The 22,530-nt window shown below is 48.3% G+C and carries 22 protein-coding genes; 16 read left to right on the top strand and 6 right to left on the bottom strand.

Annotation, left to right across the window (positions count from 1 at the left end; all coding sequences use genetic code 11):
• The first annotated feature begins 154 nt into the window (after positions 1 to 154).
• Both AC58QC_RS19205 and AC58QC_RS19200 read left to right on the top strand, forming a co-directional pair.
• Entirely contained in the window at positions 155 to 838 is a 684-nt protein-coding gene (locus AC58QC_RS19205; protein ID WP_497349025.1) for a response regulator transcription factor, read from the top strand.
• Positions 835 to 2,346, top strand: coding sequence for a sensor histidine kinase (locus tag AC58QC_RS19200; RefSeq protein ID WP_497416718.1), 1,512 nt, complete (start codon positions 835 to 837; stop codon positions 2,344 to 2,346). Before AC58QC_RS19205 ends, AC58QC_RS19200 begins: the two co-directional genes overlap by 4 nt.
• Positions 2,347 to 2,963: 617 nt before the next feature.
• Here AC58QC_RS19200 and AC58QC_RS19195 read toward each other — a convergent pair.
• Positions 2,964 to 3,350, bottom strand: coding sequence for a DoxX family protein (locus AC58QC_RS19195; protein ID WP_497416717.1), 387 nt, complete (start codon positions 3,348 to 3,350; stop codon positions 2,964 to 2,966).
• A gap of 240 nt (positions 3,351 to 3,590) precedes the next feature.
• On the opposite strand from AC58QC_RS19195, the gene AC58QC_RS19190 reads away from it, so the two are divergent.
• The 5 genes from AC58QC_RS19190 (at position 3,591) to AC58QC_RS19170 (ending at position 10,706) form a co-directional block, all read left to right on the top strand.
• Positions 3,591 to 4,412 carry a hypothetical protein gene (locus AC58QC_RS19190; protein ID WP_497416716.1) on the top strand — a complete coding sequence of 274 codons (822 nt, stop codon included), beginning with the start codon at positions 3,591 to 3,593 and terminating at the stop codon, positions 4,410 to 4,412.
• Positions 4,413 to 4,880: 468 nt separating this feature from the next.
• The gene (locus AC58QC_RS19185; RefSeq protein WP_497416715.1) at positions 4,881 to 6,575 is read left to right on the top strand and encodes a permuted SH3 domain-containing protein; all 1,695 of its coding nucleotides are present in this window, start codon (positions 4,881 to 4,883) and stop codon (positions 6,573 to 6,575) included.
• A 33-nt stretch (positions 6,576 to 6,608) separates the two neighbouring features.
• Complete coding sequence (locus AC58QC_RS19180; RefSeq protein WP_497416714.1) at positions 6,609 to 7,334, top strand: ABC transporter ATP-binding protein; 726 nt, start codon at positions 6,609 to 6,611, stop codon at positions 7,332 to 7,334.
• On the top strand, positions 7,331 to 8,506 hold the full coding sequence (locus AC58QC_RS19175) for an ABC transporter permease (RefSeq protein ID WP_497416713.1): 1,176 nt from the start codon (positions 7,331 to 7,333) through the stop codon (positions 8,504 to 8,506). The genes AC58QC_RS19180 and AC58QC_RS19175 overlap by 4 nt, the downstream gene beginning before the upstream one ends.
• Before the next feature lie 19 nt (positions 8,507 to 8,525).
• On the top strand, positions 8,526 to 10,706 hold the full coding sequence (locus tag AC58QC_RS19170; RefSeq protein WP_497416712.1) for a hypothetical protein: 2,181 nt from the start codon (positions 8,526 to 8,528) through the stop codon (positions 10,704 to 10,706).
• Between the two features lie 601 nt (positions 10,707 to 11,307).
• Here AC58QC_RS19170 and AC58QC_RS19165 read toward each other — a convergent pair.
• Positions 11,308 to 11,670 carry a hypothetical protein gene (locus tag AC58QC_RS19165; RefSeq protein ID WP_497416711.1) on the bottom strand — a complete coding sequence of 121 codons (363 nt, stop codon included), beginning with the start codon at positions 11,668 to 11,670 and terminating at the stop codon, positions 11,308 to 11,310.
• 397 nt (positions 11,671 to 12,067) lie between these two features.
• On the opposite strand from AC58QC_RS19165, the gene AC58QC_RS19160 reads away from it, so the two are divergent.
• A complete protein-coding gene (locus tag AC58QC_RS19160) occupies positions 12,068 to 12,862 on the top strand; it encodes a hypothetical protein (RefSeq protein ID WP_497416710.1) in 795 nt (264 codons plus the stop codon).
• Positions 12,863 to 12,982: 120 nt separating this feature from the next.
• On the opposite strand, the gene AC58QC_RS19155 is transcribed toward AC58QC_RS19160, so the two are convergent.
• Positions 12,983 to 13,999 (bottom strand): metallophosphoesterase family protein, encoded by a 1,017-nt coding sequence (locus tag AC58QC_RS19155; protein ID WP_497416709.1) that lies wholly within the window; start codon positions 13,997 to 13,999, stop codon positions 12,983 to 12,985.
• Positions 14,000 to 14,207: 208 nt separating this feature from the next.
• Here AC58QC_RS19155 and AC58QC_RS19150 point away from each other — a divergent pair, with 208 nt between their 5' ends.
• The 3 genes from AC58QC_RS19150 to AC58QC_RS19140 are packed head-to-tail and all read left to right on the top strand — an operon-like array spanning position 14,208 to position 16,152.
• Positions 14,208 to 14,576 (top strand): GntR family transcriptional regulator, encoded by a 369-nt coding sequence (locus AC58QC_RS19150; RefSeq protein WP_497242641.1) that lies wholly within the window; start codon positions 14,208 to 14,210, stop codon positions 14,574 to 14,576.
• On the top strand, positions 14,576 to 15,472 hold the full coding sequence (locus AC58QC_RS19145) for an ABC transporter ATP-binding protein (RefSeq protein ID WP_497416708.1): 897 nt from the start codon (positions 14,576 to 14,578) through the stop codon (positions 15,470 to 15,472). The genes AC58QC_RS19150 and AC58QC_RS19145 overlap by 1 nt, the downstream gene beginning before the upstream one ends.
• Entirely contained in the window at positions 15,469 to 16,152 is a 684-nt protein-coding gene (locus tag AC58QC_RS19140) for a hypothetical protein (protein WP_497416707.1), read from the top strand. Before AC58QC_RS19145 ends, AC58QC_RS19140 begins: the two co-directional genes overlap by 4 nt.
• Before the next feature lie 55 nt (positions 16,153 to 16,207).
• On the opposite strand, the gene AC58QC_RS19135 is transcribed toward AC58QC_RS19140, so the two are convergent.
• Complete coding sequence (locus tag AC58QC_RS19135) at positions 16,208 to 16,744, bottom strand: SRPBCC family protein (RefSeq protein ID WP_497416706.1); 537 nt, start codon at positions 16,742 to 16,744, stop codon at positions 16,208 to 16,210.
• Between the two features lie 48 nt (positions 16,745 to 16,792).
• The gene (locus tag AC58QC_RS19130; RefSeq protein ID WP_497416705.1) at positions 16,793 to 17,128 is read right to left on the bottom strand and encodes an ArsR/SmtB family transcription factor; all 336 of its coding nucleotides are present in this window, start codon (positions 17,126 to 17,128) and stop codon (positions 16,793 to 16,795) included.
• Positions 17,129 to 17,414: 286 nt separating this feature from the next.
• Here AC58QC_RS19130 and AC58QC_RS19125 point away from each other — a divergent pair, with 286 nt between their 5' ends.
• Positions 17,415 to 18,125 carry a 3D domain-containing protein gene (locus tag AC58QC_RS19125; RefSeq protein ID WP_497416704.1) on the top strand — a complete coding sequence of 237 codons (711 nt, stop codon included), beginning with the start codon at positions 17,415 to 17,417 and terminating at the stop codon, positions 18,123 to 18,125.
• A 57-nt stretch (positions 18,126 to 18,182) separates the two neighbouring features.
• On the opposite strand, the gene AC58QC_RS19120 is transcribed toward AC58QC_RS19125, so the two are convergent.
• Positions 18,183 to 19,043 (bottom strand): alpha/beta hydrolase, encoded by an 861-nt coding sequence (locus AC58QC_RS19120; RefSeq protein ID WP_497416703.1) that lies wholly within the window; start codon positions 19,041 to 19,043, stop codon positions 18,183 to 18,185.
• 252 nt (positions 19,044 to 19,295) lie between these two features.
• On the opposite strand from AC58QC_RS19120, the gene AC58QC_RS19115 reads away from it, so the two are divergent.
• Genes AC58QC_RS19115 through AC58QC_RS19100 form a run of 4 tightly spaced genes read left to right on the top strand, consistent with a single transcriptional unit; the run spans position 19,296 to position 21,455 of the window.
• Positions 19,296 to 19,592 (top strand): LiaF transmembrane domain-containing protein, encoded by a 297-nt coding sequence (locus AC58QC_RS19115; protein WP_497366271.1) that lies wholly within the window; start codon positions 19,296 to 19,298, stop codon positions 19,590 to 19,592.
• Positions 19,593 to 19,639: 47 nt separating this feature from the next.
• Positions 19,640 to 20,335 carry a PspA/IM30 family protein gene (locus AC58QC_RS19110; RefSeq protein ID WP_497416702.1) on the top strand — a complete coding sequence of 232 codons (696 nt, stop codon included), beginning with the start codon at positions 19,640 to 19,642 and terminating at the stop codon, positions 20,333 to 20,335.
• Positions 20,304 to 20,765, top strand: a complete 462-nt coding sequence (locus AC58QC_RS19105) for a PspC domain-containing protein (protein WP_497416701.1) — start codon at positions 20,304 to 20,306, stop codon at positions 20,763 to 20,765. The genes AC58QC_RS19110 and AC58QC_RS19105 overlap by 32 nt, the downstream gene beginning before the upstream one ends.
• A 3-nt stretch (positions 20,766 to 20,768) precedes the next feature.
• Complete coding sequence (locus tag AC58QC_RS19100; protein WP_497416700.1) at positions 20,769 to 21,455, top strand: PspA/IM30 family protein; 687 nt, start codon at positions 20,769 to 20,771, stop codon at positions 21,453 to 21,455.
• The last annotated feature ends 1,075 nt before the right edge of the window (positions 21,456 to 22,530 follow it).

Raw genomic sequence — 22,530 nt, 5'->3', positions numbered from 1 at the left:
ACTGAGATTCTAATGATCATTAGCTGAAAGATCGCTGAAGATTCCGCAACTTTCAGCTAGCTTTCAGCCGCTGCTCAGATTGCTTTTAGGCAGGATATGAGATACTGATTGTAGAAGTCGTGTACGAATGAAATACTCGGGGGAGACGATACAGATGCGTCAATTAAAAGGGATTAAAATACTACTCGTCGATGACGAGCCGCATATCTTAGAATTTCTTGAGCTCGGGCTAACGAACGAAGGCTTCGAGGTGATGACAGCACAGGATGGCATCAGTGCGATCACAGCGTGTAATAAATTTCAGCCGCATATCGCGATTCTGGATGTGATGATGCCAGGGATGGATGGTTTTGAGGTATGCCGCATGATCAAGAAGACGGACAATGTTGCCGTTATTATGCTAACAGCCAAAGATGAAATCGATGATCGGGTGAAAGGGCTCACGTTAGGAGCCGATGATTACATGATCAAGCCGTTTAGCTTTGAGGAGCTGCTGGCGCGGATCTATGCGCGGATTCGAAACCATTTTCCAAACTTGTTCGGAGAAGTCGTCATTGGACCGCTTCGCATGGACGATCGTCGCAAAGAGATCTCGATGCATGATCGGATCTTGGAGCTGTCGCCAACAGAGTACGAACTGCTTAAATTTATGGCGATCAATCACGGCCTTGTGCTAAGTAAGACGATGATTTTGGATAAAGTGTGGGGCTATGATTTTGGCGGCGAAGAAAATATTGTGGAAGTATACATACGCTCCCTGCGCGAAAAGCTTGGAGATAAGGAGCATAAGCTGATTCGCACGATTCGCGGCGCGGGGTATCGGATGGATTTGACATGAAGACGAGTGGCTGGTTGGCTAATAGCTTTGAGACCCGATCCTTAAAGTTTCAGATCCTATCTCGCACGTTACTGGTCATGTCTGCGCTGTTGCTGTTAATTGGCGTATTTCAATATGTGTTCATGCAGCATTTTATGTTTCAAAATAAAGCAGAGACGATTCGCAATCAGCTCGCTGCGCTGCCGCCGAACGTGTGGCTTCGGGCGGAGCAAGGGCAAGACAAGGGAACGAGTCCATTCCTGCCTAGGCAGGATTTCATGCGCAACAATCGGCAGGATAATTCCGGCGAAGGTCCGCGGATTTTCGTACCGGATTTGACCATTGCACTCATTGATGAGAATGGGACGTATAAACTCATCTCTTCGCAGGATGAACAGTCGACCTTGCAGCTGGATAAGGAACAATATCTAAAGATCCTGCAAACGAGAACGAAAAAGCAGGAGCATTTGATTATGAAAGACAGCAAGGGGAATGAACAATTGGTTGTTTTCCATCAAATCGGAGAAGGACCCGATCGTTCCCATGGCATCCAGGGTCTCATTCAAGCGAGCACGAGATCGGCTCCGATTAAAGATGTTCTTCTAAGGCAGTTGCTCACTTTCTTGTTCTTATCTATGCTGGCGATGGTCATTGGGTTGCTAGGCTTCTTGCCTGTCTTACGGCGGACGCTCGTTCCACTATCCAATTTAGTAGATACGGTGAAGAGTATTGATTCGGGTAACTTGAATGAACGCTTTCCCGCTCATCAAGGACAGGCGGAAATGGATCGTTTGGCGACTTCGTTCAATAGTATGTTAGAGCGTTTGGAATTTTCATTTGAGGCGGAAAAGGAAGCGAAAGAGCAGATGCGCCGTTTTGCCGCGGATGCCTCGCATGAGCTTCGTACACCGCTGACGTCCATTCATGGCTTCCTGGAGGTGCTGCTGCGCGGAGCTTATCAACAGCCCGAACAGCTGCTGAAAGCGTTGAAAAGCATGCACGGCGAATCGGTCCGCATTAATAAACTAGTCGAGGATCTGTTGCTGCTGGCGAGGTTGGATCGTACGCCTGCTTTCCAGAAGACGGAAGCTGCTATGGATGACTTGCTCCACGAGATGGAGCATCAGCTGCGTCTACTCGCAGGAGACAGAACGGTCACATTCCTGCTGGAGCCTGAGACACAATGTCAGTGTGATCCGGACAAAATCAAGCAAGTGATTCTCAACCTGTTTCATAACGCGGTCCAGCATACGCATCCGGAGACAGGTGAGGTTAGAATCTCACTGACGCGAACGAAAGCGGGCGTTGAAATAGCAGTCCGCGATAACGGACCCGGGATTGCCCCAGAGCATATTGCGCATCTGTTTGATCGGTTCTACCGCATCGATTCCTCGCGGGCTAGACGTAGCGGCGGGGCGGGCTTGGGCTTATCGATTACTCGCTCCATTGTGGAACTGCATGGCGGAACGATTGATGTGAAAAGTATAGTCGGCGAGGGGAGCACGTTTATCGTGCGGTTGCCGCGATAGCTAGAAAGAGAAGAGGCTGGCGCTGACGCGTCAGCTTCTTTTTGTTGTGCCTAGAACTGGAGTGGCGCCGATAAAGCTAAATGGCTGAGTAGAGTAGGGTATTGGCGGTTCTGGTAGCTGGATTGTGCTGAGCATGCAGTTGCGGTAAAAATAGCTGGATTTTCTACTGTTAAATTTGGCGGGAAATCCTGCTTTCGAGTAAATAGCTGGATTTCATGTAGTTAAATTCAGCCAATAGCGCTGATTTCACTGAAATCGGCAGAAATAGATGTAGGAAATCCAGTTAAACATCGGTCTTGGGGAGTTTTTTGGAAATTAACTGGAGTTTTTACAGTTAATCTACTCCAAACCCCTCGCACCCACCAAGATAGCATCTCAGCGTAAACAATTCTCGCCACCTATAACAAACCAGCTACTTTAACCCACCTCGCCCCCATCAACATAGCATCCCAAAGCACACAGTTATCACCACCGCCAACCAACTAGCTACTCCAAACCCTCACTCGCCCATCAACATGGCATCCCAACGCACACAATTCTCGCCGCCCCCTAGATCGGTGTGCCATCCACACACAAAAAGGCCAACCATTGAACGGTTGGCCTTTCTACTTCAACAACTAAGAGACGAGCTTGCGGCTGCGCGGGCGTAGCGCCCATGAAGCCATGACGAGCGCTAGAAACACCAGCGCTTGTGCAGCGACTGCGAAGCTGTCGCCATTCAAAATATGCGAAGCCGCCGCACCCGTAAGCTCGAAGAAAAAGCCAGCGTAAGCCCATTCTTTCAACCGCGGAAAGCGCGGGATCAGGATCGCGATGACGGCCATCAGCTTCCAGAAGCCAAGAATGGTTAAGACATACTCGGGATAGCCAAGTGCATCCAAAGTGGCGATCTGCTGCTCACCATGCGTGATGAAGAAGAATCCGCCAATCACGAAGCTTGCAGGTCCTAGGATGGTAGTTACCCAGTAAGCGATCAGCTTATTGCGTTCTTTACGATATGACATAGTCAACGTCCCCTTAATTCGAAATAGTCCTCATTTAATCCTTATTCTACCATAAGAAACGTTGTTAAGCGAACACCAGTACGTAAATTAATGATCAATCATTTTCCATGCCATATTCAGCCAATGCTCAGATAGCTCTCAACGAACCTTCAGTTTACACTCAGATGGGTTTCAGGTAAGGGGTCTATACTAGGTTTTGTAAGGGAAACACAAATCCAAAGATGAGGTGGAATAACAATTATGAAAAAAATCAGCAAAAAAATTCTCGCAGGTTCACTAGTCGCATCCTTTGTCATCGGAGTTGGCTTAGTAGGAGCCCTACATAATGAAGCATTCGCAGATACAGCAGTAGGCACTTCCACGAGTACAGCAGCTCCCAAAGCAGGACAGGGCGGCAAAAGCTTTAACGATAGAGGCCGAGGTCAAATGGGAGATCGCGGTGGCTTCCGTGGCGGCAACGTGATCAAAGAAACTGCTGCGATTCTAGGCGTTGAAGAAAGTGTAGTGCAGGAAGCACTTAAGGCGGATAAAACGCTAGCGGCTTTTGCCGTTGAAAAAGGATTGACGAAGGAAGACTACCTGCAGAAGCTCGTTGCAGCAGAAACAGCTAATATTACAGCTGAAGTTACAGCTGGAAAGCTGACACAAGAACGGGCAGATGAGATCATCGAGGGTTTGAGCGACCAATTAACGAAGCAAATTGACGGTACAGGCTTCAAGGGTGGTTTCCCAGGTGGCGGTAAAGGTGGACATGGTGGTCCTGGAGGCTTCGGTGGCGGACATTTCGGCAATCCAGAGGTCCTCACGACTATCCTTGGTATTACACAAGATGAGCTAAGGACAGAGCTAGAATCAGGCAAATCTCTCGTGGATATCGCAACAACGAAAGGTATCAGTGAAGATGACCTGATCAGCAAAATCAAAGATGGCATGACGGATTCCATCAAGAAGGCCATAGAGGAAAAAGACACGGCTCGCAAACGCCCTGAAGGTGCGCAAGGTCGTCCGGGTCGCAACGCGACCCAAGATACAGCAACAACTGCCCCAACAGCTACCAACTAAGGGGATGGCATAGAAAGCTGCTCGCTGTGCGAGCGGCTTTTTGTGATTGAGGTGAAAGGTTCACATAGTCCTAAAATACCAACTTAAAAGAAGCAACTCGACCCGAGCTCCTACATTAATTCGATTTCGCCGAACTATTAAGCTGTTTCTCATTGGTGGCAGCTGATATAGGTAGATTAATTGGGTGAAATCGAACTACTGATGCATTTCCCCTCCAACTGGTGCAAATAAGCAGGCAAAATCGTACTATAACCTCGGCCTAGTTTACGTCCTACCGATTTCAGGTGAGGTGCATTGTGATGGTGGTACGCAGCTCGTTCCCATTTTCAGCAAACCCTCAGCTTTCGTTCAACTTACTTTCAGCCCACACTCAGACAGGTTTCAGACGCCCCTAGTAGACTACATCTTGTGAAGATTGTACGACCTAGGCACGGAATGACTAGGTAAACCGGGAGAGGGGTATGACGGATGAAAGTAGGCAGGAAGAAGAGGTGGCTCATTGTAGCCTTAGCTGCCATCCTTTGTGGGGCTGGTACATACTACTATGTACATAAAAATGCGAAACCAGCGGCAGCAGCCGCACAACAAACGACGATGAAAGTATCCAAGGGAGCGATTTCGATGGCGGTATCAGGGACCTCTCAATTGGATGCTAAGGATAAGCAAAATATTGTGATTCCGATGGAAGGAATCATCAAGACGATGAATTTAACCCAGAATCAAGCGGTCAAAAAAGGTGACGTGCTTGTCGAGCTCTCCGTTCCGTCAACCGAAACGAATCTGAAGGAAGCGCAAGTGACCTTGGGGCAGCTGGAAAGTGATTTGGCGGAGCTGCAGTCTGAACAAGGAAATATGAGCGTATCATCTCCGATGTCGGGCAAGATTACCTTGAATGCGAATTTCGACGTCGGCAGTCAAGTGAATAAAACGACGAAGATCGGTACGATTTCAGATACAACGCAGTTTAAGGTGAAGCTGCCATTCTCGCTGCAAGAGGCCGTGCAGCTGAAAAAAGGTGACCCTGTGGAGCTCAGCGTGGATGGATACTTGTTATCCAAAGTAGGAGCCGTCGATACAATTGGTCACGAAATTAGCGCAGATGCGAACGGGAATAAAGTGGTGCTAGTTGATGTGCTGGTCGATAATGATGGCACGCTCTCGGCGGGGCTGAAGGTCAAAGGCAGCATTGGCAGTGGCAATACCAAGGTAGCGTCTTCCGATCAGGCTGCACTTGCCTATGTGCGTACGGCGTCTATTTTCTCCGAAGCTAGCGGTACGGTGAAAACGCTGAAATTCAAAGATGGCGATACGATTAGACAAGGCGATCTGATTGTGACTCTTTTTAATGACGATATTCAAAAGAATATCATCTCGAAACAGTCTGCGATTGAAAGCCAAAAAATCCGTGTCAGCGATGCCCAGCAAAAGGTCGATCAATTAACGATTAAAGCACCGTTTGACGGCGTGTTCTCGGCGGATTTTGCCAACAGTAAAAATAATGTCCTTCGAAATTACCCGGTTGGCGCGCAAATCAATGCGAACACGACGCTCGGAGCGGTAGCAAGCTTAAGCACGATGCAACTGGCGATCGCGGTGGATGAGCTGGATCTGACGAGTGTGAAGGTTGGGCAGAAGGTTAACGTCAAGGTGGATGCAATTGCCGGCAAAACCTTTACAGGTGAAGTGACCTCTGTATCCAATGTTGGTACAACGACTAATGGCGTTACGACCTATGATGCGGTTGTAGCGATTCCGAATACGGCTCAGAATGATTTGAAATATGCCATGACGGCGACGGCTGAAATTCTCATTCAAGATAAGAAAGATGTGCTTGTACTTCCAATTCAAGTCGTGACGACAACAAGAGGCAGATCAACGGTTACGGTAAAGAAAGCCGATGGTACAACCGAAGAGCGGGAGTTAAAAGTAGGCATCCGCAGCAAGACGCAAATTGAAGTGCTCAGCGGGGTAAGTGAAGGCGAAGAGGTAGTCATGCCGGTACGCAGAGCGACAACCACGACGAATCAACAACAGCAAGGCTTCCCAGGTGGAGGTGCCTTCCCAGGTGGCGCAGGCGGATTCCAAGGCGGTGCAGGTGGAGCTGGCGGCGGTGGCTTCCAGGGTGGCGGTAATGCTGGCGGTGGCGGCGGAGCGCGTCAATAAGGAGCTAGCCTTGCTCGGAAAGGAGCTAATGGGATGAATATCATTGAGCTAAATGAGATCACGAAGAGCTACACCCGTGGTGCGGAGGAATTGCAGATTTTGCGCGGTATTACCTTGCATATTGCAGAAGGCGATTTTGTCGCCATTATTGGTCCCAGTGGATCGGGGAAATCAACATTGATGAATACAATTGGGCTGCTAGATAGCCCGACGTCAGGTTCATATACATTGGATGGCGTGGCAACTGAGAAAATGTCAGACAACGGACTTGCTCAGCTGCGCAATCGGAAAATCGGTTTTATTTTTCAACAGTTTAACCTGTTGCCAAGACTGACAGCGACGGAAAACGTTGAACTTCCCATGATTTATGCAGGGATTCCAGCAAAACAGAGGAGAGAGCAAGCGAAGCGCATGCTGGAGAAGCTGGGGATGGGTGAGCGTGGACATCACAAGCCGAGTGAGCTTTCGGGTGGACAGCAGCAGCGGGTTGCGATTGCACGAGCGTTGGCCATTTCACCGTCGCTGATTCTAGCGGATGAACCGACAGGTGCGCTGGATTCGAAGACGGGCATCGAGGTGCTCGAGTTGATCAAAGAGTTAAATCAGCAGGGCAATACGATTGTGTTGATCACCCATGATCATCACATTGCAGACAACGCGAAGCGCGTGGTGGCACTGCGAGATGGTGAGATCGTCAGTGATACTCGCAATGATGTGTGGTCGGTTGAAGTGCCTAAGCTAGAGGAGGCGCATTCATGAGAATTTGGGAGCTTTTCCAAATGGCGATGAGCACCGTGCGCTCGAATCCACTGAGGACCGTTTTGACCATGTTAGGTGTCATTATCGGGGTTAGCTCGGTCATCACGCTCGTGTCGATTGGTCAAGGGACCTCCAAAGCCATCGAGAAGCAATACGAAGGGCTGGGGACGAACCTACTAACGGTTAACCTGATGGGGAACGGGCGCGCAACGCAGTTGAATTACGATGAGTTCATGACGTTGGAGGGGACAGCGGGCATCTCGTCGATTGCACCCACAATGACGCAGAATAGCAGCATTAAATTCGACCGCACAACGGAGAGCTACAATGTGATCGGAACGAATGACCGTTATTTGGATTTGCAAAAAGGGAAGATGGCCAGCGGACGTTTCCTCGCGCAAGCGGACCTGGATTTCCGTAATCACGTTGCGGTTATCGGGAGTGACGTGGCTACGAAGTTTTTTGGCAAGGAAGATCCGATCGACGAAGAAATTAATGTGAAGGGCTACATGTACACGATTATCGGTGTTCTTCAAACGAAGGGCTCCAATACGAGCGGGACCTCTTTGGATAGCTCCGTGTTTGTACCGCTGCCGACGATGAGCCGGGATTTCAAGCTAGGTAACATTCGAACTGCTTATGTGGAAGCATCCTCTGGTGATCTCGTGAGCCGTGCACAATTAGCTTTAGAAGCTTACTTATTCCAGAAGTTTAAAAGCACCACGGGTTACAACATTTTGAACTCATCCGAGCTCATTAGCGCAAGACAAACGGCATCTAGCACGTTGACCAATCAATTGGTCGCTGTTGCAGCGATTTCCCTGCTTGTAGGCGGGATCGGGATTATGAATATTATGCTTGTGACCGTGAGTGAGCGAACGAGGGAGATCGGGATTCGGAAGTCGATTGGGGCGAAGCGAAGAAATATTTTGCTGCAATTCCTAGTCGAAGCTACCTTGATTAGCGGAATGGGCGGTTTGATCGGTTTACTGGTAGGGGTCGCCTTATCACTGGCATGGCCGTATATCAACCCAAGCCAAGAGACGAGCCTATCGCTCAATATTGGACTCTATGCGTTTTTATTCTCAGCACTCGTCGGTGTCATTTTCGGCTTATATCCAGCTAATAAAGCATCAAAATTAAAACCTATCGACGCTCTGCGTTTCGATTAGGCAACAGGAGGTTTGTAACATGATTCGTCAACTAACATCGATTAGACATAAATCAAACTCACTTAAACAGACGAGATTAGCTGTCTTGCTGACAGGAAGCTTGCTGGCTGCCTCGTGGGCAGCGCCTGCACCTTCCGCACATGCCGCAGCAGAGGGCGTTTTTATCTCGAAGGATTCTTATTTTATGCTAAATAAAGCGGCGTTGTCGTCTTCATCCCTGCAGTTCTCCGTATTATTTCATAATGGGGAGAATCAGACGCTTGATTTTAACAAGTATGGCGTACGCGTGACAGATGGTGCTGGACATAGCTACACGGCCAATTTGAGTGAGAAAAAGAGCGGCATCGTGAATGGCGGGCAAGAGATGAGCTTCCGATTCTACGCGAATTTGCCGGCTGGTGAAAATGCTGCTGATCTGAAAGTGGATGTATTCCGTTGGGATTACAATAAATCCGATTTCATGAATCATCTCGGTGAGCTGCCGATTTCCTCCGTCATCCAAGAAGGGCAGCTGGAAGCGCCAGAAGAAATCATCAGCTTGCGCACACTAGACAGCACACTCGCGAATGATGCGTCCCTTGCTTTTCAACTAGGCCAGAGCGTACGTGTGACGGAGAGTGGCAAATGGTACATGTATACACAGGTGGCAGCGAAAAACTTAGGCTCAAGCAGCGTGAAGGTGCCAGCTGGACTGCTGGTTCGACTAGTGGATGCCAATGGCTTGAAATACACCTCGACGGTTGCGAGTGGGGCGGATACGTCGATTTTGCCGAATCAGTCCGACACGTTGACGCTCAAAACGCTTATCTCCAAAGGCATGCCTACAAGCGGCTTAACGCTGGAATATTATTACTTAAACCAAAGTGAAGATGTTTCACTGGGAACCTTGAGTATGCATTCGTCGCTGAACACGGTAGCCTTGGGCGTGAAACAGAGCTATGCCGGACAGCAGGATGGCGAGAATGTGACAGCGAAAGCAAGCTCATCTACGTATTCGGTACAAGCGGACGGTGTCCACGTGCAGACTGTGGTTACGCTGAGCAATGATGGGGAAATAGTCGCAGCTGTGCCTGCATTGGCGGCGTCCTACCAGTTCGGTGACTCGGGCTCATCCGTATCATCGACAGATAACAGTACGCGCAGCGGCTTTTTAGCGCCGAAGGAGACGGCGACGTATTACTTCAATGCGACATTGCCAACCGGCGTCGATCCGAATGCGGCACAGCTCGTTCTGTGGCAGAAAGCAGCGGCGAGCACAGGCAGCACGGCGGGAAGCGGGACATCGACGGGTTCAGGGAACAGTGGGGCGACGACAGGAACAACAGGAACAACAGGAACAACAGGAACTGCAGGGCAACAGCCCGTGGCTGTGTTCCTGCTCAAAGGTGCGAGCGAAGCCCAGAACGGCTTCACCACAGCTGTAGACTATGAGCTTGGAACCAAGCTTGTTCTGGGCAGCAGCATTGTGAACCCGAATCTCGATGTATCGCTCATTGAGCTTCATGCGCATGAGAATGATGATCTCGGCTACAAAACCGCGATTGCCAAATACAAAATCACCAACAATGGCACGAGCACGCTCGCACTGCCTGAGCTGCAGAATGAGCTCATTGACAATAAGGGCAACGCCTATACAGGTGCTCGCCAAAGTGCGGCGGCAACACAAATTACACCGGGTAGCTCCTATGTTGTAAGTTATTCTTACTTGCTGCCGAATAAGGAAACTGATGACGATGATGATTCTTTTGCGCTGAATGTGTATGATGATAAGTCCGTGTCCGAGGGCAACGTATCCGCTGGGACGTTCAAGGTTGCTCTGCAGGAAAAAGAGGCAGGCGATACAATCGCGATCTATCCATTCTCCCTTAAAATCAATGACAGCTCGATTGGCTGGACGTATAGCGGCGGAACCTACTCCTATGTCCTCAGTTTGGATATGGATATCACCCACGAGGATCAAGTGATTGTTGATTCTAATTTCTCCAAAATCCAATTCGAAATGGTCGATTCTCTCGGTCGTATCGTTGGCACCCAAGATGCTGCACTGATGGGCACGGGCAAATTAACGAGCGGCAGTCAAAAAGTAACCATTTCCGGATTGAAAAACGAGCAAGTGAATTCCGGCATCGTCATCAATATGTATGAAGTCATTAACACGCCGAACGGAACGGCGAAGCGCCTTCTGAAGCAATTTAAGTAAAAGAAAAAACAGCCTAAACCTGGTCGTATAGCCAAGTTGGGGCTGTTTTTTTATTAGTTGTATTTATTCCCACAATTAGGTGAGTGTGCTACAATTTAGAGAAGGACAAGTGCATAGCGGTTGGAAACTTTCATCTCACAGGCAAGGAGGTGAAAGCTTATGGATGAAAACGTGAAGTATTTTATCGCAGGAGCAATGTTCGCAGTTACTTTGCTAAAAGTTTTAGCAAAAGTTTTGAACGGTTCCCAGGATAAAAGAAAAAAGTAATCCTCCCGACCCTCGACAAGTTGGGGATTACTTTTTCTGAGAGGAACCAGTAAAAAATCAATCGGCTGTGTACTTGTCCCTTGCCTATTTATACGCAACATATGACTAAATTATACAAGGAAGCGGCAGGTGCAGTCAATGGACCCCTTACTTACTCAGTCAGTCGGCAGTATGTCAAAAGTGTACTGGTTTCTCCTGGGGAGTGGGGCAGGGTTACTGTTGTACATGGTCTGGAACATATATGTAAAGAAGAAATAAAGTCTCTATCATAGCTTAAGTAAAATAGAACTGCCCAAACTTGGCTTGTGGCCCGGTGTTGGGCAGTTTTTTCTTATTAGCCGATAAATACGAAGGCCGAAATGCCAGAACGAACAGTACGTGTGCGGAAGATAACGCCGTCTGCATCGAAAGTTCTAAGAACCAAAGTACGAGTAGTAGGAGTGCCGATTGTACTGAACCTTGCTGTTCCAAATGCATCAAATCGAGCAGTTGCAAGACGAGTTCCATTTAAAGTACGAGCCTCACAAAAAAAGCCTGAAGTGACGAAAGGAACACCATTGTTGTCTACCCAAAGAACAGTAAGTCGTCTTAATATTTGTTTAGGGCCGAAATTTCTGTTGAGCGGGATTTGCGTGTACGATTTCCCTTGTTTGCCAGAGTCTTTAAGAGTAGGGATGTTTCGTTTTGTGTTTTGCATCTATGTTTTCACCTCCTTCTCTCTATCTGCTTATAGTAGATGTCGAGGGAGGCATGCCCGTTAAGTAGTTTTACCTATGGAAGAGAAAATGTGTTAATAGATTGATTGATTTATAGATTCATATCAGGATAAATCGAAGAGCACCGACCACAGATATTAAAAACCTATCTACCTATACGACGGTGAAGATCACGGTTAAATCGTTGATTAGGCCGAGGTGGGATCGTGAAACAGGTAACCATATGGGGAATTTTTCGGTAGTCTTCTAACTTTATTAGGTAATTAACTATTTTTAATCGAAGCGAGATGTTTGTCTACTATTAGGAAGACATTTGTCCAATCAATACTTTAGATCTAAGCGTATGCTTAAATACACTTTGTCTAGGGAGGCTAAAGTATGGCATACGGCAGTATTTCTAAAATAAAGACTTCTCGTAAAACCAACTGTAAACCAAAGAAAAAGAAGAAATGCAAGTGTAAGAAGATAGTGATTTGCAAACGTGGACCAATAGGACCTCAAGGGCCAGAGGGACCGCAAGGACCAGCAGGGCCACAAGGGATTATGGGAGCAATTGGGCCGCAAGGGCCAAAGGGAGACACGGGTTCGAAAGGTGAAAAGGGGGATACGGGTCCAAAAGGGAAAGAGGGAGATAGGGGTCCAAAAGGGAAAAAGGGAGATACTGGACCTGAAGGGCCTCCGGGGCCGCCTGGATCCAGCGAATGTGAGTGCTGTGCAAACCCTATGCAAGCTGTTTTAGAAGAGCTAAAAACTCTAAAAGCTACATCCGTTGATCTTGGAACCGTCGATCAAATCTTCAATAACATTGACTTTTCAAGTGGTCATGTGACAATAAGCGATTTCTTAATCACATTTCCGGCCCAAGGTGCCATCCAAATTATACCGATCTGCACAATCGTTGGCGTTCAATCATGTGCGATTACAGAGGAGTTCCGACTGAAGCCTGCTGATCCAGATTGTAAATGTTGTGAAGAAGCGCTTCGTGAACGACTTGCAACGCTTACCACTGTATCAGTTCATACGACAGATGGAGGGACATTCGGCATCGTGACAGGTACCATCATTGGACTCGGTCAGGGAATTGTTATTATTGACCCTCGATGTGCTGGAACGAACCCGGCTGCAGTCTCAATCTGTCAGATTACCGGCGTGCAGGTACCCCTTCCCCTTTAAGAAATAAGAAATGCCCAATCCTGGCCTGTTGGCCGGGGTGGGCATTTTTTGATTAGTGATGATATTGCCATTACTAGGTTGGTAGAGACCGTTCCAAGTGGGATGGTCTTTTGGTTGTAACTATTTAACATCATACCCCTTGGCGATGGATGGCTCGATCCATCGCTTTTCTGTATGCTCGCGGCGCAGGATGACGACGCGTTCCGGGTAGACGTCGACGATCAAGCTCTGGCTGAGCGACCGTGTTTCGGGTTCGTTTTTAGCGCTCCATACCTGGCGGATGGAGGCGCTTGAAGCAGCAAGAAACTTCAACTGTTTCACTTGGTTAGTTGTTTCTATGTTCCAGTGGGTGTGCCCACTGAACAGAATGACGTTCGGGTGCGCATCGAGTATCGCGCGCAGTTCCTGGTGCTGGACGACGCCCAGCTCCAGATCCGTGCCATCCAGCGTCCGCGGCAGCGGCTGGTGGAGGAACACGAACACGGGCTTGCTGGCATCCGCCGAGCCCGCGGCCGTGAGCCGCTCGCGCAGCCAACTGAGCTGCGCGGGAGAGAGGAACGCATCCTCGTTGATGGATGCGTCTACGTCTCTGTACGCTTCCCCGCTAAGGAACAGGAAGCGGTAGCCATCCACGACAAGCTCGTGATACGGCTTGTCGTAGCCCCAGATGCGGTCGAATAAAGCGACCGCTTTCGCACTCGACCACGATGGATTCATCTTCGTGTAATCCATCTTTCCATCCGGCGTGCGCCACACGCCGTAGTAATCGTGGTTGCCCATGGTCGCCTGCACAGGGGCATGGGGTTGGCGGCTGAGCAGCGCCATCAAGCTGCGGTAATCGCCCTCACTGCCATTCGTGAGATCACCGTTCAAGACAAGCAGCTTGCTGTCTGGGCGCAGCTCATGATGATCAGCTAGCGCTTGTTGCAGGAGCAGCAGAGAAGCTGAGTCCGACGAGACGACATGAAGGTCGCTCATCACCGAGAAGGAAAACAGCGGTGGGGCTTGCTCAGCTTCCGCGTTAGCAATAACGGGTATAGTGGGATGGTGAAGCCCCTGCCCACCTTGCCCAACAGGGCTGACCGCAGCCAACCCCAATAAAACGACCAAACTACTCCGTATAAGAAATAGAAACATAGCGAACCTACCTTCCTATAAAGTTGTGACATGATGTCTTGGGTCGATTTGCCTACCTAACAACCTTCCTCTACTGGTATTCCCCGATAAAAAAGGAATTATTTAATTGCCCAATTTCCGTCTGGTAGTTGACATTCAACTTATTTGGTTGTATGGTTAATTACATGAGTAACTAACCAAAGAAGTAACGAAAGTGGTGGTGAGAATTGTGGGATTTATGATGGATGATAGCCGCCCGATTTTTGTGCAAATCGCAGAACAGATTGAGGATGACATTATCGAATCACGCATGCCGGAGGAATCGCAGGTTCCTTCTACGAATCAATTTGCCGCCTTTTATCAGATCAACCCAGCAACAGCGGCTAAGGGTGTTAATCTGCTGGTGGACCAAGGGATTTTATACAAGAAGCGTGGAATTGGCATGTTTGTAGCGGAGGGAGCGCGAGTCAAGCTGATGGAGAAGCGAAAAGAACTATTTTATGAGCAGTATGTCGTGACGATGGTAAGGGAAGCTGAGAAGCTGGGCATCACGTTAGAGCAGCTGACAGAAATGGTGCGGAGAGGGGAGAAAGCCTAATGACGAACATTGTTGAAGTAAAAGACCTTACGAAGTCCTATGGCAAAGTAACCGCTGTGGATCATGTAAGCTTTAAAATTGAAGCGAACAAAATCTACGGTTTACTCGGCAGAAACGGCGCTGGCAAAACGACCATCATGCATATGATCTCCGCACAGCAGTTCGCGACTAGCGGCGAATTGAAGGTGTTTGGCGAGGAGCCTTTTGAGAATAGCCGGGTGCTGAATCAGATTTGTTTTATTAAAGAGAGTCAGAAATATCCGGACACGTTTCGCATTATTGATGTGATGGCGGTGGCTAAATCCTTATATCCGAACTGGGACGACGCTTATGCTAACGCATTAATCGAAGATTTCCGACTTCCGATCAAAAGGAAAATAAAAAAACTGTCCCGAGGCATGCTGTCCTCCGTAGGGATTGTCGTAGGGCTCGCAAGCCGCGCGCCATTGACGATTTTCGATGAGCCGTATCTGGGATTGGACGCGGTAGCTCGTGTGCTTTTCTATGATCACTTGCTGGCAGATTACGCAGAGCACCCGCGCACAGTGATCCTTTCTACGCATCTGATTGACGAGGTGAGTCGGTTGTTGGAGCATGTGCTCGTGATCGACAACGGGAAATTGATTCTCAATGAAGATGCTGACGCGCTTCGCGGCCGTGCTTGCATGGTTTCCGGTCTGAAATCGGCGGTAGATGCGTTCACGCGGGGGAAAGAAGTGCTAGAGAGAACCGCAATTGGTTCTGCTGCAACAGCAACAATCCTTGGGGCTATCGGAGCGCAGGATCGGAAATATGCGGAGGAGCTAGGACTGGAATTTGCTGCCGTATCCATCCAACAGCTCATTGTTCATCTGACACGCACGCAAGTGGCGGGAAAGGGGTCTGAATCACTATGAACCGAGTTAAGCAAGTAGTCATGCTCCATCTAAGGAACAAGAACACGTGGTTTGTGGTTCCATGGGCCATCCTGGGCGCTAATTTTCTGATCAATGCTTTAATTGCTCTTTCACTTAATGAAGGCGAAGTTATGAATACGGGTGCTATTGCCTCCATCTATGTCTACACATTGATAACAGGCACGCTTACGCTCAAAGAAACGTTCCCATTCGCCATCGGTCTTAGTATTCGGAGAAAGGATTATTTCTTCGGTACAGCATTGACTGTCCTGTTGGTGAATACGATTTCAGGGACAGTCATAACCATACTTTCAGCTATTGAGCAAGCAACGGATGGGTTTTATGTGAATTTGCATCTATTTGAAATAGGGTTCCTTAGCGATCTGCCGTACATCGGAATACTGGGGATTAATATCATCCTGTTGATACATTTGTACTTCCTTGGATTTACAATTTCGAGCTTGCATCGCCGTTTTGGCAGCATGTCCATGTACATCTTCTTTGCAGCCGCGCTGTTGATAGGGACAATCACGTCCTACACGATGAGGCATTTCAGGCTTTGGGACGATATTGGTCATTGGGTAGTAAATCACTATATGGATTTGTTCTGGTGGATGATCCCGATGGTCGTCATCTACTCGTTCATCTCCTACGGATTGCTGCGCAGAGCAGCTGTATAAGCTAAAAAAGAGCTCCAGAAGATACATCTTCTGAGAGCTCTTTTCTTGTCTTGGATTAACCCGTGATTTTCGCCAAGTATTCGTCCAATTGATTGAACGTTCCGCCGAAACCTTCTTGCATGGAACCTTTCATGGAAGCAAAGAAGTTCAGTTCTTCTTCTGTCGCATTGACAGGGCCGCCGCGCATAGTGATGATTGTTTTGCCATCTTCTTCAACGAACGTGAGGTTATTCATAATCTCAAGTGGGAAGACAGGGCTAAATGGTGCGCGAATGACATTACCCTCTGCATCAGCAAAGGAGGTCACATAGGATAGCTTCTCAGGTGCAGCGACTTCGTGGTAAGCAAATTTGCCAAACATTTCGAATCCTTCAGGGGACTTCATCCCGTAGTGGAAGCTGCCGCCTGGGCGAACATCTAAGGATATAACAGTCAGCGCCATGCCCGTTGGTCCCCACCATGCTGCTAAATGTTCAGGTTGCGTCCATACTTGGAATACAAGCTCACGAGGTGCATTAACGATGCGTGTAATCACCAATTCGGAGCCATCACTTTTCATTTCATATTTGTAGTTTGCGTTTACTTGTGTCATTTTGTTCTTCCTCCATTTTTCTTAAAATGTTGTCTGATCTGAACAGGGTTATTCCTGATCAGTCGGTTTACTTTCTTTCGCTTGCAACGCCTCTAGATAAGCTTCCAACCGATCGAATTGCGTTTCCCACAATCGGCGGAAGGAACCCAGCCAGGTTTCAATGGCTTGAAGGGACTGCGGCCGCAGTTTGTAGACCCTTCGATTCGCTATCGGCTGTACCTCTACAAGTCCCGCCTCGCTAAGTACCCGCAGATGCTTGGAAACTTGTGGCTGGCTAAGGCCAAGCCGTTCAACTATTTCCCCTACGGTCAGGGGACCGTCTCGCAAGAGCTCAACGATGTGCAAGCGGTTTGGTTCGGCAAGAGCACTGAATATCGTATTCATGAACACAATATACCTCGAATGGAATATTCCTGTCAAGGAATATTCGAGCGGGAAAAATAACATGGAATCAGGCCATGTTGTCGGATCGTTTCTCTTTGCGTAGTTACCTTCTATAGGTTAACTATCGTAAACAGAATGGGATGGAAATATACAAGCAGCCTACTTAGCGCTCTCGTATTTTGCTGCCTATCTAGCATTTATTTCATAGGGCATGGTATAGAAATCAAATTTTTAGCCGAGTCTAGTAGCTATAACTCTATTAACTTTTCGAGGAGGAGCTATAGCTATGTTGTTTCGTAAAATATGTATTTCGACCTTATCTCTTACACTGTTGCTAGGATTGTGGTTCATGCAAGCGAAAGTATATTCCTTTCCGACGAGTGATGCAGATGGGGAAATACCGCCTGTCTATGTGGCTTCTGTGAATGGAAGCTCAGATAAACCGATAGAAGAATCTCAAGCTCAGCCAGTTGAAATCGAGAAAGCCACGACAGCTTACAAAGTAAGCCGAGGTGATACCCTGTTTAAAATAGCAAGAAGCTTCGATATCGCCGTAGATGACCTCATAGCTGCGAATACTATTTCCAATCCCAATCAGCTGACGATCGGACAAAGTCTAACGATCCCAATCGTAGCTGCAGGTGCTTCCTCTTCTGATGGACAGCCGAAAATAATCAAAAAAGTAATCAATACCACGCTAACCGCGTACACCGCGGGCTTTGAATCTACAGGCAAAAAAGCGTCTCACCCCACATACGGCATTACCTATAGCGGCATCAAGGCCAAAGAGGGACGCACGATTGCCGTGGACCCAGCGGTCATTCCATTAGGATCAACGGTATTCATTGAAGGCATTGGTATTCGGAAAGCGGAAGATATCGGATCGGCGATTCGCGGCTCTCGAATTGATGTATTTATGAATGATTTGGGCCAAGCACAGGAGTTTGGTGTGAAAAAGAATGTAAAGGTCTATGTGTTAGATAAAGAAAACGTGTAGCAGCTGTTATGAGCACAGGAAAGACCGACGTCATTGACGTCGGTCTTTCTTTCATGTTCAAGCATGCATCTTGGGCTTATTAGGCGTAAACGTATGCAGATCCAACCAACCTAGTAAATCAGAGAGGAATTGCTCTCGCCCTAGGTCATCGAAAGGACGGTGTCGCATCGTATCGTAAGCGTAGCTTTTTTTATCTTGTGAACCCACCAAGTGCAGAAATTGCTTCAGCTTCTCGGGGGGAGTCAATTTATCTTCTAGGCCGTATTGCAGGAGAAGAGGGAGTTGAAACGATTGTGCTTGATTCAAAATTCTTGGAATGGCTTGACTTAATCCAAGGCCTAAGCCTGGCGTTACGGTACTATGACGCAAAGGATCTGATTGCAGCTTCGCCGCCATGTCGGGATCTTGTGTTAACCCCTCGACACTGCCTGATTTTTGAATGGTGAGTTGTGGCCGAAGCTTCCCCAGAAGTTTAATGAGCCAATTTTCAAAGGTCGTCATTTCATAAGAAATCGCAGGAGCCACTAAAACGAGTCCACTAATCCCTGTGCCCCGATCGAGCACATAGTCCGCACTAATCACGCCACCCATACTGTGACCGATGATAAAGAGAGGCAGCCCAGGATTCTCAGATAGGACGAGTTCTCTAAATACATGCAGATCTCCTTTGTATTCATCCCATGAGCGAATGAATCCACGAATACCTGGGCTTCGCCCATGACCGCGCGAATCAGCCGAATACACGATATAACCACCCTGTACGAGTGCGTCACACATATTGACTAATCCACCGCTGTGGTCGCCATGTCCATGGACAGCAATAATAGCGCCTTTGGCTGGTACTTCTGACGGAGTGGCTCTTCTATAGAAAAGTTCAACCCCGCCAACTCCCTGAAACGTTCCCTCCGTGGTGTTCACAAGAGAATCCTCCTTACGCAATAAGCGAGATAGTTCAAACTAAACCTTATTTTACCATACTCCTAAATGGCACTCACGATAATTTTAGCCATGCCAGCAGGGGGAATGCCCGTCTATCAGAGGTCGTAGACCCACCCCGACTAAGGTCTAGGAGCAAATACCGTCCACGGTCCGTTTTGGAAAGCAGTGATTTTACCTAAAATAAAGACATGAACAAGACAACAGCCAACAACGAAAGGCGGTGACGAAACGATGAAAAGAAATACAGGGTTTGCCGCTTTGCTAATCGCATTCGGCGCACTGATTTTATTCAATAAGCTAGGCTTTCACTTAGGAGACTTTGTAGGATCGGTGATGGGATATGTCATTCCCCTCATTATGGTTGGACTGGGTTACCTAGGGATTAAGAACGATAAGAAAATTGGATGGGTTATTGCTGGTATCGGGATAATCATTCTAGTAAGTAAGCTAGCAGGTTGGATCATTATCCTTCTGGCGATTGGGTTAATCGGCTATGGATTTTCAATGTTAAAAGGAAGAACAGCGTAATGTAAAGGCACGAACCGAATACAGAGTGTGAAAAAGGTGGAGTGAAGATGAGCCTATTTAGGCGGATGAGAGATATAACCGTGGCAACTTTGAATGAGCATTTAGAGAAGTCAGAAGATCCAGTACGCTTGATTGACCAATACTTAGCGGCCGGGCGTGAGCAGCTTCAGCAGTCAGAAAGGCTGTATCAGCAATGCGTGAGTCACGCAGCATCACTTCGGCAGCAATATTTAACCGCCCTAGAAACGAAAGAAAAGCGCGAGCATCAAGCGCTGCTGGCCTTGAAGGCTGGCGAAGAGCACATGGCAAGGATCGTGCTGCAAGAGAAACTGCAAGCTGAAGAGAAAAGCGTGCAATATCATGATCTGTATGAGCAGGCGAAGCAGTCTATCCTTGAGCTGGATGAGGAGCTTCAACAACTGAGGGCAGATTACAAAGAAGTCGCAGACAAACGCAGCTACTACTTGGCTCGTATGGAGTCCGCCCGCTTGCAGCAGCGTATGCATGCTCGCAGCGGTGTCACACAAGATGGGGCACCACGGATGTTCGGCCGATTGGAAGAGCGCGTATCCGATATGGAGCTGCATGCCAGAACACTTCGCGATGTCCGCCGAATGGGTCGCGAAAGCTTCTACAGCGGGGGCAACCCGGCCGTAGATGCGGAAATGGAAGCACTTCGCAATAGACTGAAACAGGAGGGAACACAGGATCATGAACAAACTATATCGCTCACGAAGAGATAAGAAACTTACGGGCCTATGCGGGGGACTTTCAGAAGCCATGAATGTAGATGTCACATTATTACGTTTACTAGTCGTGATCACCACGTTTTTCACCGGAGGCACCGTCATTTTCATCTACTTTGTAGCGGCGATTGTTATTCCGAAGGAACCTGGGTTTGATCAGCCCCCATTTGATCCCTATGCAAGCTCGTATGGTCGTCAAAACTATTCAGGCGGATCATGGAATCATCATAAATCCCACAATCACCACCAGGCTCCTCAGAGAGCGGATAGCTATGCACCATATGAAACTAGTAAAACTACGAATAACATCGATGAGATGATGAAAGACATTGAGAAAAAAGCACTGCAAAGAGAAGTAGATGAACTAAGAGCCAAAGTCGCTCGTTTTGAAAAACAAACATTGGATAGTAAAAAAGGAGACGTGTAAACCATGGGTGTATTTACAAGAATGAAAGATATGACGAAAGCATCAATTCACGAGGTATTAGATAAAATTGAGGATCCAATCGTGATGTTGAACCAGTACCTTCGCGATATGGAGCAAGAAATTGCCCAAGCAGAAGTAACTGTTGCACGCCAAATCGCAAGTGAGCGCAAGCTGAAGCAGCGCCTTGAGGAATCCATTCGTCTCGTGGCTGACCGCGAAGCGAAAGCTTCCGCAGCAATCAAGAACGGTCAAGAAGCGATTGCTCGTCAAGCTGTTGAAGAGAAGCTCTACCACGAAGATAAAATTGTTGAGTACACAGATCTTCACGCTGCTGCAAAAGCACATGCGGATGAGCTTACTCAGCAATTGCACGAAATGAAAGATGAGTTCTACAAAATGCGCAACAAACGCAACGAGCTGGTATCCCGCGCTCAATTGGCGAAAGCTAAGAAACAAATGGCACAAGTGTCTTACAACGGTGTGATCGAAAGCGGCAGCGCATCCCGCGGCTTCCAGCGCATGGAAGAGAAGATCATCCAGCTTGAAGTTGAAGCTGAGATCGCTCGCAAGCCATACGTGCCAGCGGGTACAGTAGGCAGCTACACGCCGATCGATACAGCGAAGCAAGCTAAAGTTGATGAGCAGTTGAACCTGCTCAAAGAGAAATTGAACGGCCAAGCGGCTGAATAGCAGCTTGTGAAGTAAGCGGAAAGCCCCTCATGGTGAGGGGCTTTTTGGTGTTTAGGGGGTTGGTCAGCAACGTCCCCCACTAGCCCCACTAGCCCCACTAGCCCCCAACCCCCACAAACCCCACTCCTCAATTGCGGAACGTGGTCCCCCAACCCCCACAAACCCCACTCCTCAATTGCGGAACGTGGTTCCCTTATTCGGGCTAAAACTAGCTGAATCGGCCAGAAACGGAACGAGAGTCCGCTATTTTCCCTTAAAAAGCGAATTTTGAGCAAATTTGCTGAAATAGAGGAACCACGTTCCGCACCACAATAGAAATGAGCTTTTTCATCGAAATAGCGGAACGTCGTTCCGTTTCCCCCGAGCTCTCTCGCACCAAGTTCCAATAACCCATCCAGCCAGGCACACAACACTAATCATTCAACAAACCATCCCCCCACCAACAGCACGCCCTAGCACCAAGTTCCAATAACCCATCCAGCCAGGCACACAACACTAATCACTCAACAAACAATTCCCACCAACAGCACGCCCTAGCACCAAGTTCCAATAACCCATCCAGCCAGCACACAACACTAATCACTTAACAAACCATCCCCCCACCAACAGCACGCCCTAGCACCAAGTTCCAATAACGCATCCAGCCAGGCACACAACACTAATCACTTAACAAACCATCCCCCCACCAACAGCACGCCCTCGCACCAAGTTCCAATAACGCATCCAGCCAGGCACACAACACTAGTCACTCAACAAACAATTCCCACCAACAGCACGCCCTAGCACCAAGTTCCAATAACCCATCCAGCCAGGCACACAACACTAATCACTCAACAAACCATTCCCACCAACAGCACGCCTTCGCACCAAGTTCCAATAACCCATCCAGCCAGGCACACAACACTAGTCACTCAACAAACCATCCCCCCACCAACAGCACGCCTAGCACCAAGTTCCAAAAACCCATCCAGCCAGGCACACAACACTAGTCACTCAACAAACCATCCCCACCAACAGCACGCCCTAGCACCAAGTTCCAATAACGCATCCAGCCAGGCACACAACACTAGTCACT

This window comes from Paenibacillus sp. J22P51 (assembly GCF_059692215.1).
The sequence above is the reverse complement of the archived record's forward strand: the minus strand, read 5'-3'. Positions and strand labels throughout refer to the sequence as shown.

Excerpts from the sequence above, each read along its gene's own strand:
- AC58QC_RS19205 (WP_497349025.1), top strand. The coding sequence starts at position 155 with ATGCGTCAATTAAAAGGGATTAAAATACTACTCGTCGATGACGAGCCG.
- AC58QC_RS19200 (WP_497416718.1), top strand. The coding sequence starts at position 835 with ATGAAGACGAGTGGCTGGTTGGCTAATAGCTTTGAGACCCGATCCTTA.
- AC58QC_RS19195 (WP_497416717.1), bottom strand. The coding sequence starts at position 3,350 with ATGTCATATCGTAAAGAACGCAATAAGCTGATCGCTTACTGGGTAACT.
- AC58QC_RS19190 (WP_497416716.1), top strand. The coding sequence starts at position 3,591 with ATGAAAAAAATCAGCAAAAAAATTCTCGCAGGTTCACTAGTCGCATCC.
- AC58QC_RS19185 (WP_497416715.1), top strand. The coding sequence starts at position 4,881 with ATGAAAGTAGGCAGGAAGAAGAGGTGGCTCATTGTAGCCTTAGCTGCC.
- AC58QC_RS19180 (WP_497416714.1), top strand. The coding sequence starts at position 6,609 with ATGAATATCATTGAGCTAAATGAGATCACGAAGAGCTACACCCGTGGT.
- AC58QC_RS19175 (WP_497416713.1), top strand. The coding sequence starts at position 7,331 with ATGAGAATTTGGGAGCTTTTCCAAATGGCGATGAGCACCGTGCGCTCG.
- AC58QC_RS19170 (WP_497416712.1), top strand. The coding sequence starts at position 8,526 with ATGATTCGTCAACTAACATCGATTAGACATAAATCAAACTCACTTAAA.
- AC58QC_RS19165 (WP_497416711.1), bottom strand. The coding sequence starts at position 11,670 with ATGCAAAACACAAAACGAAACATCCCTACTCTTAAAGACTCTGGCAAA.
- AC58QC_RS19160 (WP_497416710.1), top strand. The coding sequence starts at position 12,068 with ATGGCATACGGCAGTATTTCTAAAATAAAGACTTCTCGTAAAACCAAC.
- AC58QC_RS19155 (WP_497416709.1), bottom strand. The coding sequence starts at position 13,999 with ATGTTTCTATTTCTTATACGGAGTAGTTTGGTCGTTTTATTGGGGTTG.
- AC58QC_RS19145 (WP_497416708.1), top strand. The coding sequence starts at position 14,576 with ATGACGAACATTGTTGAAGTAAAAGACCTTACGAAGTCCTATGGCAAA.
- AC58QC_RS19140 (WP_497416707.1), top strand. The coding sequence starts at position 15,469 with ATGAACCGAGTTAAGCAAGTAGTCATGCTCCATCTAAGGAACAAGAAC.
- AC58QC_RS19135 (WP_497416706.1), bottom strand. The coding sequence starts at position 16,744 with ATGACACAAGTAAACGCAAACTACAAATATGAAATGAAAAGTGATGGC.
- AC58QC_RS19130 (WP_497416705.1), bottom strand. The coding sequence starts at position 17,128 with ATGAATACGATATTCAGTGCTCTTGCCGAACCAAACCGCTTGCACATC.
- AC58QC_RS19125 (WP_497416704.1), top strand. The coding sequence starts at position 17,415 with ATGTTGTTTCGTAAAATATGTATTTCGACCTTATCTCTTACACTGTTG.
- AC58QC_RS19115 (WP_497366271.1), top strand. The coding sequence starts at position 19,296 with ATGAAAAGAAATACAGGGTTTGCCGCTTTGCTAATCGCATTCGGCGCA.
- AC58QC_RS19110 (WP_497416702.1), top strand. The coding sequence starts at position 19,640 with ATGAGCCTATTTAGGCGGATGAGAGATATAACCGTGGCAACTTTGAAT.
- AC58QC_RS19105 (WP_497416701.1), top strand. The coding sequence starts at position 20,304 with ATGAACAAACTATATCGCTCACGAAGAGATAAGAAACTTACGGGCCTA.
- AC58QC_RS19100 (WP_497416700.1), top strand. The coding sequence starts at position 20,769 with ATGGGTGTATTTACAAGAATGAAAGATATGACGAAAGCATCAATTCAC.